14 protein-coding genes are annotated in these 13,093 nt (G+C 63.8%); 12 read left to right on the top strand and 2 right to left on the bottom strand.

Features of this window, described 5'->3' with window-relative positions:
- Window positions 1-10 precede the first annotated feature (10 nt).
- Genes HJG44_RS15130 through HJG44_RS15120 form a run of 3 tightly spaced genes read left to right on the top strand, consistent with a single transcriptional unit; the run spans window position 11 to window position 2,518 of the window.
- Complete coding sequence (locus HJG44_RS15130; protein WP_171219219.1) at window positions 11-793, top strand: enoyl-CoA hydratase/isomerase family protein; 783 nt, start codon at window positions 11-13, stop codon at window positions 791-793.
- A 40-nt stretch (window positions 794-833) separates the two neighbouring features.
- A complete protein-coding gene (locus HJG44_RS15125; protein WP_171219218.1) occupies window positions 834-1,592 on the top strand; it encodes an electron transfer flavoprotein subunit beta/FixA family protein in 759 nt (252 codons plus the stop codon).
- A complete protein-coding gene (locus HJG44_RS15120; protein ID WP_171219217.1) occupies window positions 1,592-2,518 on the top strand; it encodes an electron transfer flavoprotein subunit alpha/FixB family protein in 927 nt (308 codons plus the stop codon). Before HJG44_RS15125 ends, HJG44_RS15120 begins: the two co-directional genes overlap by 1 nt.
- A 234-nt stretch (window positions 2,519-2,752) precedes the next feature.
- On the opposite strand, the gene HJG44_RS15115 is transcribed toward HJG44_RS15120, so the two are convergent.
- Both HJG44_RS15115 and HJG44_RS15110 read right to left on the bottom strand, forming a co-directional pair.
- A complete protein-coding gene (locus HJG44_RS15115; protein WP_171219216.1) occupies window positions 2,753-3,919 on the bottom strand; it encodes a CoA transferase in 1,167 nt (388 codons plus the stop codon).
- Window positions 3,916-5,079 carry a CaiB/BaiF CoA transferase family protein gene (locus HJG44_RS15110; RefSeq protein ID WP_171219215.1) on the bottom strand — a complete coding sequence of 388 codons (1,164 nt, stop codon included), beginning with the start codon at window positions 5,077-5,079 and terminating at the stop codon, window positions 3,916-3,918. Before HJG44_RS15110 ends, HJG44_RS15115 begins: the two co-directional genes overlap by 4 nt.
- Before the next feature lie 107 nt (window positions 5,080-5,186).
- On the opposite strand from HJG44_RS15110, the gene HJG44_RS15105 reads away from it, so the two are divergent.
- The 9 genes from HJG44_RS15105 to HJG44_RS15065 all read left to right on the top strand — a co-directional run bounded on the left by HJG44_RS15105 (window position 5,187) and on the right by HJG44_RS15065 (window position 13,085).
- Window positions 5,187-5,558: a Zn-ribbon domain-containing OB-fold protein gene (locus tag HJG44_RS15105; protein ID WP_171219214.1), complete on the top strand. Its 372-nt coding sequence runs from the start codon at window positions 5,187-5,189 to the stop codon at window positions 5,556-5,558.
- A 4-nt stretch (window positions 5,559-5,562) separates the two neighbouring features.
- Window positions 5,563-6,714 (top strand): thiolase, encoded by a 1,152-nt coding sequence (locus tag HJG44_RS15100; protein ID WP_171219213.1) that lies wholly within the window; start codon window positions 5,563-5,565, stop codon window positions 6,712-6,714.
- Between the two features lie 21 nt (window positions 6,715-6,735).
- On the top strand, window positions 6,736-7,593 hold the full coding sequence (locus tag HJG44_RS15095) for a MaoC/PaaZ C-terminal domain-containing protein (RefSeq protein WP_171219212.1): 858 nt from the start codon (window positions 6,736-6,738) through the stop codon (window positions 7,591-7,593).
- Window positions 7,594-7,604: 11 nt separating this feature from the next.
- Window positions 7,605-8,732, top strand: coding sequence for a CaiB/BaiF CoA transferase family protein (locus tag HJG44_RS15090; protein ID WP_171219211.1), 1,128 nt, complete (start codon window positions 7,605-7,607; stop codon window positions 8,730-8,732).
- An 88-nt stretch (window positions 8,733-8,820) separates the two neighbouring features.
- Window positions 8,821-9,546 (top strand): transglutaminase-like domain-containing protein, encoded by a 726-nt coding sequence (locus tag HJG44_RS15085; protein ID WP_246736272.1) that lies wholly within the window; start codon window positions 8,821-8,823, stop codon window positions 9,544-9,546.
- Entirely contained in the window at window positions 9,543-9,992 is a 450-nt protein-coding gene (locus tag HJG44_RS15080; protein ID WP_171219210.1) for a MaoC/PaaZ C-terminal domain-containing protein, read from the top strand. Before HJG44_RS15085 ends, HJG44_RS15080 begins: the two co-directional genes overlap by 4 nt.
- The gene (locus tag HJG44_RS15075) at window positions 9,989-11,107 is read left to right on the top strand and encodes an acyl-CoA dehydrogenase family protein (RefSeq protein ID WP_171219209.1); all 1,119 of its coding nucleotides are present in this window, start codon (window positions 9,989-9,991) and stop codon (window positions 11,105-11,107) included. Before HJG44_RS15080 ends, HJG44_RS15075 begins: the two co-directional genes overlap by 4 nt.
- Window positions 11,104-12,255, top strand: a complete 1,152-nt coding sequence (locus HJG44_RS15070; RefSeq protein ID WP_171219208.1) for an acyl-CoA dehydrogenase family protein — start codon at window positions 11,104-11,106, stop codon at window positions 12,253-12,255. The genes HJG44_RS15075 and HJG44_RS15070 overlap by 4 nt, the downstream gene beginning before the upstream one ends.
- A 20-nt stretch (window positions 12,256-12,275) precedes the next feature.
- Window positions 12,276-13,085 carry an enoyl-CoA hydratase/isomerase family protein gene (locus HJG44_RS15065; protein WP_171219207.1) on the top strand — a complete coding sequence of 270 codons (810 nt, stop codon included), beginning with the start codon at window positions 12,276-12,278 and terminating at the stop codon, window positions 13,083-13,085.
- Window positions 13,086-13,093 lie beyond the last annotated feature (8 nt).

Genomic DNA, 13,093 nt, shown 5'->3' with positions numbered 1-13,093 from the left:
GACGAGAGGCATGGGCGACCTGATGCGGCTTGATCGGGATGGGCCTGTGGGCGTTCTGCGCTTTCTCCGTCCCGAACGGCGCAACCCGTACAGCATTGCGTTCGTCGAGGCGCTCATCGCCAATCTGCGGCAGGCCGAGAAGGACGACGCGATTCGCGCCGTGGTGATGACCGGCGGCGAGCATTTCTCAAGCGGCGGCGATCTTGTCGGCTTCCGCGCCGAGATCGCCAAGGGCGCCCGCGCGACCTCGGAGATGGTCGACATGGTCCACGCCGGCGGTCGTGCCGCCTATCAGTTCAAAAAGCCACTGATCGCCGCGGTGAATGGAATTGCCTATGGCGCGGGGCTGAGCCTGGCGCTGTCGGCCGATATTGTCGTGGCTGCCGAAGATGCGCGCCTCTGCGAGGTCTTTGCCAAGGTCGGCGGCTGCCCCGACACCGGGTCGAGCTGGCTCCTTCAGCAGCGCGCCGGCGCCGGGGTGGCCCGGATGCTGGTGTTCACCGGCCGCGAGATCGATGGACGCATGGCCCGCGAGCTGCGTGTTGTGGAGGAATGCGTGCCGGCCGGCGAGGTCGAGACCCGGGCCATCGAGATCGCGCGAGAGATCGCCGCCCACCCCGCCTTCGGCATGCAGACCGCCAAGCGTGTCATGCGGGCCGCTGCCGAATGCTCTTATCTCGAGGCTCTGGAGATCGAGCGCGATGCGCAAAGTGTGCTCCTTTGCGCCCATGATTTTCCCGAGGCCATGAAGGCTTTTCAAGAAAAGCGGCCGCCACGGTTCAAGGACTGCTGACTGCGGCAAAGCGCTCCAAACAGTCATAGGAGAAACGCCGGTGAAGGTGCTCGTGCCCGTCAAACGCGTGATCGACTACAACGTGAAGGTTCGCGTGAAGGCGGACGGCAGCGGTGTCGATCTCGCGAATGTTAAGATGTCGATGAACCCTTTCGACGAGATTGCGGTTGAGGAGGCGATCCGTCTGAAGGAAGCGGGTACGGCGGACGAGGTCGTAGCAGTTTCGATCGGGGTGAAGCAGGCGCAGGAGACGCTGCGGACGGCGCTCGCGATGGGGGCGGACCGCGCGATCCTGATTGTGGCGGCCGCAGATGCGCATCAGGACATCGAGCCCCTGGCGGTGGCGAAGATCCTGAAGGCGGTGATCGACGAGGAGCAGCCGAACCTGGTGCTCGCCGGCAAGCAGGCGATCGACAACGATATGAATGCCACCGGGCAGATGCTCTCGGCGCTGCTGGGCTGGAGCCAGGCGACCTTCGCCTCGAAGCTGGAGGTAAACGGCGACAATGCCGTCGTGACCCGCGAGGTCGACGGCGGGCTGCAGACGATCAAGGTCAAGCTGCCGGCGATCGTGACGGTGGATCTGCGCCTCAACCAACCCCGCTATGCTTCGCTGCCGAACATCATGAAGGCCAAGAAGAAGCCGCTCGGCGAGAAGACGGCGGCGGATTACGGCGTCGACGTGAGCCCTCGGCTCGAAGTGGTGAAGACCGCCGAGCCGGAAGCGCGCCAGGCTGGCGAGATCGTGCCGGATGTCGATACGCTGGTGGCGAAACTCAAAGAGAGGGGGGTGGTGTGATGGCTGTTCTTCTGCTGGGCGAAGTGAATGACGGCGAACTGGCGCTGGACCCCACCGCCAAGGCGGTGAACGCCGCCAAGGCGCTGGGCGAGGTCACCGTGCTCTGCGCCGGGGCTTCGGCAGCCGCTGCCGGCGCGGCAGCCGCGAAGATCGAGGGCGTGGCGAAGGTTCTGGTGGCCGAGCATCCGGCGCTGAGCCACCGCCTAGCCGAGCCGACTGCGGCAATGATTGTGAGTCTCGCGGGCGACTATTCGCATATAATGGCCCCGGCCACCAGCGACGCCAAGAACGTGATGCCGCGGGTGGCCGCGCTACTGGACGTGATGGTAATCTCCGATGTCTCGGGCGTTGTCGATGCGGATACGTTCGAGCGCCCGATCTATGCCGGCAACGCAATCCAGACGGTGAGATCGAAGGACGCCAAGAAGGTCGTGACCCTCCGAACCTCGGCGTTCAAAGCCGCCGGCAAGGGCGGTCCGGCCAAGGTAGAGACCGTAGATGTGCCCGGTGATCCGGGCCTGTCGGAATGGGTCGAGGACAAGGTGGCCGAAAGCGACCGCCCCGAACTGACCTCTGCCGGGGTCGTAGTCTCTGGCGGCCGCGGCGTCGGCTCGCAAGGAGATTTCGCGCTGATTGAGAAGCTGGCCGACAAGCTCGGCGCAGCAGTGGGCGCCTCGCGGGCCGCAGTCGACGCTGGCTTTGCGCCGAACGACTGGCAAGTCGGCCAGACCGGCAAAGTCGTGGCGCCCGAGCTCTATGTTGCAGTGGGCATTTCCGGGGCGATCCAGCACCTTGCAGGGATGAAGGATTCCAAGATCATCGTCGCAATCAACAAGGATCCGGACGCCCCGATCTTCCAGATCGCCGATTATGGCCTCGTCGCCGACCTCTTCCAAGCCGTACCCGAGCTGATCGAAAAGCTCTGAGGCGCGGAGTGCCTTCGGTCTTATTCGAGGAGCTCGCCTGAGTTAGGTAGCCGCCCTTTTTGCAAGCCGGATCGCCGAGGGACACAGGATGTTTGCCGACACCGCGAGAAAGCGGGAAAAACTGTTCGACGCAGAATTGCTACCGATCTGACGCGATGGCATTCCTAAACACTTGCGAAGAACCGCCGCCAGCAGCTCATGCGCGCGTGATCGTTCCCGGAGCTGGAAAGCCGTTCAGTCCTCCACCACTCCGCTCAGGATCTCTTCGGTATGTTCACCAAGGCGCGGCGCGGGGCGCAGATCGTGCCGCGCCGGCGTGACCGAAAACTTCACCGGAGGTTTGGTTGTCCAGATGGCGCCTTCGGTCGGATGCGCCACGCGCTGGAAGAATCCGATTGCCTCGATGTGCGGATCCTGCGGCAGGTCGGGCAGCATCCGCACCGGCATGACCGGGATGTCGGCTCCCTCCATCAGGTCGATCCATTCCTGTGTCGTCCGCGACGGCGCAAACTGCCCGACCATGTCGTAGACCGCGCCGATATTGCGGCTACGTTCGTCCATGTTCGTCACCCACGGATGACAGAGCATGTCTTCACGCCCGATGGCGCGAAAAAAGCGAGCCCATTGCGCGTTGGAATAGGGAAGGATGGTGATATACCCGTCCTTCGTCTGGACCGGACGGCGATGCGGCACCAGCATACGGCTGTAGCCGAAGCTTTGGGGGAGGTCTTCGAATGTGGCGGCGGCCATGTGCTCCACCAGCAGAAACGACGCCAGCGTTTCGAACATCGGTACCTCGACATGCTGCCCCTCGCCGGTTCGTTCCCGGTGGTAGAGCGCGGCCATGACCGCCCAGGCCGCCGTGACTCCGCCCAGCTTGTCGGCCAGAATGGTTGGCGCATAGGAGGGCGGCGCGCCGGGGTCGCGCATCGTGGCCAGCCCTGCCATGCCCGAGACCGCCTGAACGCTGTCATCATAGGCGGGCTTGTCGCGGTACGGCCCATCCGAGCCGAAACCCACCGCAGCCACGGTAATGAGGCGGGGATTTTCGCGGCGCAGAGCGTCCGGTGCCAGGGACAAGCGGGCCAGTGCGGCAGGGCGAATGCTGGATATGAAGACATCGGCGTCGCGTAAAAGCCGGCGCAAAGACCGCCGGCCGTCATCGGTCTTGAGATCCAGCACGACGCTGCGCTTGTTGCGATTCACGCCCAGAAAGGCTGCCCCCATACCGGGGCTTTGAGCGGGTTGTACCTGGCGCAGCATATCGCCCTCGGGGCTTTCTACCTTGATGACGTCGGCCCCCAGATCACCCAGCATCTGCGTGGCCAGGGGACCGAACACGACCGAGGTCATGTCAATGATCCGGACCCCCGACAGAAGTGCGGGTCTTGCTTCGCTCATGTCTGGTCCTCAACCGCCACGGGCGCGGCGAACTCCCGTCGGATCGCCGCATTATACGCCCCCAGCGCAGGCGAGGCACCCAGCGGCATATTTTCGCCCGACCTGCGAATCGGTGGTGCCGGGAGACCAATTTCGCCCGAAGGGCACTGAATGAGCGTCCGGTCGAGCTGCGGGTGGCCGGAAAGCGTCGCAACGTCGTTGACCGCGCCTGAGGCGATGTCGGCTTCACTCAGGAGCGCTAGCATCTGCGGCCTGTCCATGGTGGCGAAAGCGGATTCGATCATCGGCTGCAGCACATCCCGGTTGCGATTGCGGTTGTCGTTGCCGTCGAAACGCGGATCCTCAACGAGTTCGGGCCGTTTCAGAACCATGTTGCAGAAGCGCCCCCATTCGCGCTCGTTCTGCACCGACAGTACGATCTGGCCGCCATCGCGGCAGGTATAGGCGCCATAGGGGCAGATCACCGGATGACTGAGGCCCACCCGAGGCGTTGGACGTCCGGCACAATCGTGAAAGATAAGCGGCACCGCCATCCAATCGGCCATGGTGTCGAACATCGCCACGCTGACGCCGCGGGCGCGCCCGGTGCGCTGGCGTTCGATCAGCGCTTCGCAAATCCCCGCATGGGCGGTCATGCCCGTCGCGATGTCGCAGACCGAAATGCCGACCCGTCCCGGTCCGTCCGGCGTGCCGGTGATCGATGCCAGTCCGCTCTCGCATTGCACAAGCAGGTCATAGGCCTTGGCATTACGCATCGGCCCATCGTCGCCGTAGCCCGTGATATCGCAGGTGACGAGATGCGGGAAACGCGCGCGCAGCGATGCCGAATCCAGTTCCAGCTTTTCGAGCGAGCCGGGGGCGAGGTTCTGTAGAAACACATCGGCGCGGGCGAGAATCCGTTCCAGCAGCGCACGATCGTCTCGGTCCTTGATATCAAGCTCCAGCGATTCCTTGCCCCGGTTAAGCCAGACGAAATAGGCACTTTCCCCGTTCGCCGCTCTATCGTATCCGCGAGCAAAATCGCCCGATCCCTTGCGCTCCACCTTGATGACCCGGGCACCTGCATCTGCAAGGCGCGACGAGCAGAACGGCGCGGCAACCGCCTGTTCCAGCGCGACCACAAGCAGCCCATGCAGCGGGCCCTTTTCGTCGATGTTCATATTCTTCTCGAACGCGTGAATTTTGAGCTTGCCAGAAATCTAACATCTGTTAGAAATATCGTCAACTCAGATGGCCTGGAAGCGCAGTTAGGGAAGGGTAGTTGAGAATGCACGAAGGCCCGGATGTAGCCTTTCGAAGGGGGCTGGCAGAAGGCAAGGTGGTTCTTCCCAAATGCAACGCGTGCGGGCGTTTCCACTTTTTCCCGCGCGTGGTCTGTCCGCATTGTTACGCAACCTCGTTCACGTCACACGAGGTTTCGGGCAAGGGCGAGATCCATACCACAACGGTCGTCCGGCGCCCGCCCGATCGGGGCGGCGATTACAACGTCTGCATCGTCGAACTGGAGGAACGGGTTCGGATGATGAGCCGCATTGAGGGCGTTGCGCCTCCTGACGTGGAGATCGGCATGGCGGTGATCGCCTATGCGGGAGAGATCGACGGCACCCCCGCCGTGCTGTGCAGGCCGGAAGGGGGCTGAAGAGATGGAGAACAAGCTGCGCGGCAAATCTGCGATCGTGGGAACCGGACACGCCGGCTTCGGCGAGGCGCCCGGACTGACGGCCTACGACATCATGGCAGAGGCAGGCCTGGCGGCACTGGCGGACGCGCAGCTGAAACTGTCCGATGTGGACGGACTCTTTTGCACGATGATGGAAGACAGCATGCCGGCGCTGATGGCGGCGGAATATCTTGGCATCCGCCCGCGTTTCGTCGAGGGGACGATGACCGGCGGCTCTTCGTTCGTCAACTACATCACCGCGGCCACCATGGCGCTCGCGGCGGGGTTGTGTGATGTGGTGCTGATCGTCTACGGCTCGAACCAGCGCAGTGGGTCGGGCAAGCTCGTTACGGCCTCGCGGCCGCCGCCTTACGAACAGATCTATCGCCCGCGCTATCCGATCTCCGCCTATGCTCTTGCGGCGGCGCGGCACATGCACGAATTCGGCACCACGCGCGAACAGCTGGCCGATGTGGCGGTTGCCGCGCGGGCCTGGGCGCAGCACAATCCCGAGGCCTTCGAGCGCGGCGATCTGACACGCGAGGACGTGCTCGCCGCGCGCATGGTGAGCGATCCGCTGACGGTGCGCGACTGCTGCCTCGTCACCGATGGCGGTGGGGCGATCGTGATGGTGCGGTCGGAGCGGGCGAGGGATTTCCCCAAGCCGCCGGTTTACGTCCTTGGTTGCGCCGCCGAGAGCACGCATCGACAGATTTCCCAGATGCCGGATTTCACCGTCACGGCGGCCAGGGAGTCGGGTGCGCGCGCCTTTGCCGCAGCAGGGGTATCTCCGTCCGACATCGACGTGGTCGAACTTTACGACGCCTTCACCATCAACACAGTCCTCTTTCTGGAGGATTTGGGCTTTTGCGAGAAGGGCGAGGGCGGGGCCTTCGTCGAGGGCGGGCGGATCGCTCCGGGGGGTGGGCTGCCGGTCAACACCAACGGCGGCGGGCTCTCCTGCGTCCACCCGGGCATGTACGGCATCTTCACGGTGATCGAGGCGACCCGCCAGATCCGGGGCGATGCGCCGGGACTTCAGATCGCAAATGTTGATCTGGCGCTTGCCCACGGCAACGGCGGCACGCTGTCGAGCCAGGTCACCGCGATTCTGGGCTCGGAGAACACGTTGTGAAACGACTGGGGAGGCGAGGCGATGCCGCTCAATTATGAGGCTCTCTCGAACTGGGAGTTTGAAGACGTAACGCAGACCCTCACCGAGCGCGACACCATGCTCTATGCGCTCGGTCTGGGCTTTGGCGAGAATCCGACCGACGAAAAAGAACTAGCCTATGTCTATGAAGACGGGCTGATGGCCGTGCCGTCAATGGCGGTGACGCTTGGCTATCCCGGTTTCTGGCTGCGCGATCCGCGCACCGGGATCGATTGGAAGAAGGTCTTGCACGGCGAGCAGTGGCTGGATGTCTACAAGCCATTGCCGGTCAAAGGTAAACTGATCGGCCGTACCAGGATCGATCAAATTTCCGACAAGGGCGAAAAGCGCGGCGCGGTCATCTATCTGAGCCGTGACATCATCGATGCGGCCAGCGGCGAGACGCTGGCCAAGGTCTCGATGTCGACCTTCTGCCGCGGCGACGGCGGGTTTGGCGGCGAAAACAAGCCGGGACCGACGCCTGCGTCCATCCCCGAGCGCGAGCCCGACCATGTTTGCGATCTTGCGACGCTGCCGCGCCAGGCGCTGATCTATCGCCTGTCGGGCGATTACAACCCGCTGCACGCTGATCCCAAGGTCGCCCGTGCGGCAGGGTTCGAGCGCCCGATCCTGCATGGCCTGGCCACCTACGGGCTGGCGGCCCGCGCCATTCTCAAGACGCTCTGCGACTATGACGCGAGCCGGCTGACCGGACTAGACGTGCGCTTTTCCGCCCCGGTCTATCCGGGCGAGACGGTGCGGTTTCATATCTGGCGGGAAGGCGACGAAGCCCGGTTCAAAGCCTCGATCCCCGAGCGTCAGGTCGTCGTGCTGAACAACGGCGCGGCCCGCTTCGCCTGAGACCAGCGACCATGGCTCAGCCGCTCAGCGATATTCTCGTGCTGGATTTCAGCACGCTTCTGCCTGGCCCCTTGGCGACCCTGATGCTGGCCGAGGCCGGGGCGGAAGTAGTCAAGCTGGAGCGCCCCGGCATGGGCGAGGACGCGCGCCATACGGAGCCGAAAATCGACGGCGTCAGCATCGGTTACGCGATGCTGAATCGCGGCAAGAAATCGATCGCGCTGGATTTGAAGGCTGAAGGTGCGGTGGAGAGCCTCCGTCCGCTGATCGAGAAGGTCGATGTCCTGGTCGAGCAGTTCCGTCCCGGTGTGATGGATCGGCTGGGCTTGGGATATGAGGCGGTGCGTGCCATCAATCCGGGCGTCGTCTACTGCTCGATCACCGGCTACGGACAGACCGGACCGAAACGGGACTTTGCCGGCCACGACCTGAACTATGTCGGCGACGCCGGAATCCTGTCGCTCAGTCGCGGTCCGGACGAGCAGCCGACAATGCCGTTCGCGCTGGTGGCCGACATTGGGGGCGGCAGCTACCCGGCGGTGCTCAATATCCTGCTCGCCCTGCGCGAACGTGACCGTACGGGGCAGGGCACCCATCTCGATATCGCCATGGCCGAAGGTGCCTTCGTTTTCGCCTATTGGGCTCATGCCAAGGGCGTTGTCGCCGGAGAGCCGATTGGCAACGGCGCCGACCGGTTGACGGGCGGACTGGCGCGTTACCAGCTCTATTCCGCAGCCGACGGGCGGCAGATCGCCGTGGCGGCACTGGAAGAGAAGTTCTGGCTGGCCTTCTGCGGGGTGATCGGTCTCAGGGCGGAGCTGCGCGACGACCTCGCCGATCCGCAAGCAAGCACTGCCGAAGTTGCCCGCCTGCTGGCAGCGCATCCGGCTTCGCATTGGGCCCCGCTTCTGGCCGAGGCCGATTGCTGCTGCACGGTGGTCAAGACCCCGGCCGAGGCGGCATCCGACGACCATTTTGCCAAGCGTGGCGTATACGGCCGGCAGGTGCGAATCGGGGAACGGCGCGTGCCCGCCCTGCCGCTGCCGATCGCGCCGGCTTTTCGCGCGCCGCCCTCCCGCGACGAGGCCGCGCCCGATCTCGGCCGTGACAACAGGTATTTCGGGTTGCCCGACCCATGAGATACCGCCAAGAGCGCCCAACATTGACGGTGCCAGCCTGGCCCGCTAATCTAACAGATGTTAGAATTGCTCCGTCCAGAAGGTGGATATGATGACGACCTCCCAAGAAGCGCTTCCGGAAGAGGCCGCGAGATACGTCGTGCCCACGTATTTCGTGGACAGCGACAGCCCCGAGGTCGAGCGGTTCGTCGCCCGGGCGCTGCGCGATCTACGCGACGATGCATCGCAGACCGACAAGGCCATCCGCCTGTTCGAGGCGGTGCGAGACGGCATCCGCTATGATCCCTACACCTTCGCCTTGACGGCCGATGCTTATCGCGCGAGCGCCATCGCCGGAGCGGAGGCCGCCTTCTGTGTGCCCAAGGCGATCCTCTTGGCGGCCTGCCTGCGCGCGGCCGGCATTCCCGCAGCGCTGGGGTTCGCCGATGTGCGCAACCATCTGAACACGCCCAAGCTGCAGGAGCTGATGGGCACCGACCTGTTCGTCTATCACGGCTACGTGCAGCTCTGGCTCGACGGCAATACCTATAAGATCACGCCTGCGTTCAACATGGAGCTGTGCGAGCGGTTCGGGGTCAGGCCGCTTGTCTTCGACGGCAAGAGCGACGCGCTGTTTCATGAATTCGACGTCAAAGACCAGCGGCACATGGAATATGTGAACGATCGGGGGCTCTACGTTGACGCACCGATGGAGGAATTCCTGCGCGTGTTCAAGAAGACCTATCCCAGGCTCGAACAATTCAATTGCGAGCGCATCTCGCGCAGCGCCGAAGGGGTGGACGCCGGGTTTGCGGCAGCGGGCAAGGCCTCATGAAATATCTCGAAGATTTCCAGCCGGGTCAGATCTACAGATTCCGCGCAGAGCCGCTGAGCAAGGAGGAGATCGTTGCGTTTGCGCAAGAATGGGATCCGCAGCGGCTGCACACCGATGAGAACTATGCCGTGGCCATCCACGGCAGCCTGATCGCCTCGGGCTTTCAGACGATGCTGCAGGTGTTCAAGCCAGTCATGCACGGAATGATGCCGGAGATCGCCAATATCGGAGGGTTGGGTTTCGATTCGCTGAAATGGCCTCGGCCAATTCGGCCCGGCGAGGCACTGGACATCGAACTGGAAGTCTCTTCGGTCACGCCTTCGAAGAGCAAACCGGACAGGGGCGTGCTGGCCTATACGCTCAGAGCCATGAATCCCGCAGGACAGGTCGTGTTCACTGCCGATACTCCGGTGATGATCAAGCGCCGGCCCTCGGAGGAAAAATGAGCAACGCTGCGCATCACGACCAGGACGATCTCCGTCTATTGCGCGAAAGCGTCCGCACGCTGTTGGAGCGCGCGGGCGGCGTGGCGCGGGCGCGTAAGATCAGGGACGAAGACGGCGGCTGGGATGCGCCCGTAATGACGGAACTGGCCAAGGCCGGCGTGTTCGGCGCCGCGGTGCCGGAAGAGGCGGGCGGCCTCGGCATGGGGCTGGCCGCCGCCGGCATCATCGCCGAAGAAGTAGGCCGGGTGATCGCGCCCGAACCTGTCGTCGCCTCGGTCGGGCTCGCAATTGGCCTTTTACGCCGGCTCTGCCCCGCGCATGCGCTTCTGACCGAGGCGCTGGCCGGCACGACGGTCCTGGCAACAGCATGGCAAGAGCGTGACGCCAAAGGTCTCTCCGACACCCTGTCATCTCGGTTCGAGAACGGCGCTCTGACCGGGACGAAATCCTGGGTCGCGGGGGTGGCTGTTGCAAGTGGCATCCTCGTCTTGGTGGAGGCCGGCGGCGGACCGGCTCTCGCTTTGGTTGAACCCGGCGGCAAGGGCGTTTCCATCGACAAACGGCGTCAGTCCGATGGCAGTATACTGGCCGAGCTACACCTGTCGGGCGCGCCAGCCGAATTGCTCGCCGAAGGTCCGGCCGTCGCAAAGGCTCTGGAAGCTGCCATCAGCGACACGACGGCGTTGACGGCGGCCGAGCTTGTCGGGGTCAGCGCCAAGGCGCTGGAGATCACGCTCGACTACATCAAGACGCGCGAGCAGTTCGACAAGCCGATCGGTTCGTTCCAGGTCATCCAGCATCGCGCCGCGGACATGCATGTCATGCGGGAAGTGGCCGAAGCGGGGGTGCGCGACGCGCTAGGCCTGATGGACGCCACAGAAACCCCGCGCCTGCGTGCACGCCAGGCCAGCCGCGCCAAGGCCCGGGCTTGCACCACGGCCAGGAAGATCACGCGCGAGGCGATCCAGCTGCATGGCGCGGTTGGCTACACCGACGAGTTCGACATCGGGCTTTACCTGAACAGGGCGCTGGTGCTCTCGGCCTGGCTGGGCGACGACGTCTATCACCGTCGGCTCTGGCTGAACGCCCGCAACGCAGAGGAGGCCGCCGAGTGATCGACTACAACGCCATGAGCGACGCCGACTTCCGCAGGCAGGTCCGGCAGTTCTTCGAAACCGAATATCCCGAAGAGCTGCGCAATCTTTCGCATCGCCCGAAGTTCGCCGAAATCGAGCACTGGCACCGCAAGCTCCATGCCAAGGGCTGGGTCGCACCGGCCTGGCCTGCGGAGTACGGCGGCATGGGGCTGAACGCGGCCAAGCTTCTCATTTTCTACGAGGAACAGCAGCGTTGGGGGGTCGTGCGTGGCCGCGACATGGGCGTGCAGATGGTTGGCCCGCTCATCATCAAGTTCGGCACCGATGCTCAGAAGGCATACTGGCTGCCCCGCATCCTGAGCTGCGAGGACATCTGGTGCCAGGGCTATTCCGAGCCGGGCGCAGGGTCCGATCTGGCGAACCTGCGCACGAACGCCGTGATCGACGGGGACGAGTTCGTGATCAACGGACAGAAGATCTGGACGACGATGGCGCATGACTCGACGCACATTTTCATGCTGGTGCGCACCGATCCGAAAGCCCCCAAAAAACAGCAGGGGATCAGCTTCATTCTCGTGCCGATGGATCAGCCGGGGGTCGAGGTCCGAACGATCACCACGCTGGCGGGCGAAACCGAGTTCTGCGAGGTCTTCTTCAACGATGCCCGCACCCCGTGCGAAAACCTCGTGGGCGAACTGAACAAGGGCTGGACGATGGCCAAGTCCCTGCTCAGCTTCGAGCGGGTGTTTATCGGCGCACCGAATCTGGCCCAGAACGCGCTTGGTCAGCTTGAAACCTACGCCCGCGGTGCCGGCCGCTTCGACGACCCGGTCTTTCGCGACCGGTTCGCCGAGGTCGCGCTCGATGTCGAGGATCATGCGGCGCTTTACGCACGCTTCGCCGATCAGCTCAAGCGGGGCGAACCGCTGGGTGCGGATGTCTCGATGCTCAAGATCTGGGTGACCGAGACGTTTCAGAAGATCACCGAACTCATGATCGAGGCGGCAGGACCCGATGGCGGCACCCTCGGCCCACTGCAGGTCGGCAATGCTGGCGTCGATGTTCTGGCGGCCTTCTACAAGGCCCGGCCGACCACGATCTACGGCGGGTCGAACGAGATCCAACGCAACATTCTATCCAAAGCTGTCCTAGGCCTGCCGGGCTGACCATGAGGGAGAATTTAATCATGTCCGATCGTTACGCGAAATACGACAAGCTGAAATTCGACTACCCCGCCGAGCGCGTGCTGCGCATCACCTTCGACCGGCCTGACACCTTCAACTCGGTCGACGCCGAGACCCACACGCAGATGACCGACATGTGGATCGACATCGATCGCGATCCCGACATCAATGCGGTGATCGTCACGGGTGCAGGCAAGGCGTTTTCGGCGGGCGGCGATTTCGGCCTGATCGAGAGCATGATCGGCAATTCGCACGAGATCATGAAGACGTGGAAAGAGGCCAAGAACCTCGTCTACAACATCATCAACTGCAACAAGCCGATCATCTCGGCGATCAACGGTCCCGCGGCCGGCGCCGGCCTGGTCGTCGGCATCCTGGCCGACGTGTCGATCGCCGGCAAAAAGGCCAAGATCGTTGACGGCCATCCCCGTCTCGGCGTCGCCGCCGGTGACGTCGCCGCGATCATCTGGCCGCTGCTGTGCGGCATGGCCAAGGCGAAATACTACCTGATGACCTGCAGGCCGGTCTCGGGTGAGGAGGCTGACCGGATCGGGCTGGTGTCGATGTGCGTCGAGGACGACGTTCTACAGCAGACCGCGCTCGACATCGCCACCGAGCTTGCGAATGGCTCGCAAAGCGCGATCCGCTGGACCAAATACTCGCTCAACAACTGGCTGCGTCAAGCCGGACCGATCTTCGACGCCTCCACCGCCCTCGAGATGCTGGGTTTCATGGGCGAGGACGTGAAAGAGGGCGTACTGTCGCACCGCGAGAAGCGCTCGCCGAACTTCCGCAAGGACTGTCCGATCTGAGCCAAGCT

The sequence above is a fragment of the Enterovirga aerilata genome (assembly GCF_013044135.1).
In the GTDB taxonomy this organism is placed as follows: domain Bacteria; phylum Pseudomonadota; class Alphaproteobacteria; order Rhizobiales; family Beijerinckiaceae; genus Enterovirga; species Enterovirga aerilata.
The sequence above is the reverse complement of the archived record's forward strand: the minus strand, read 5'-3'. Positions and strand labels throughout refer to the sequence as shown.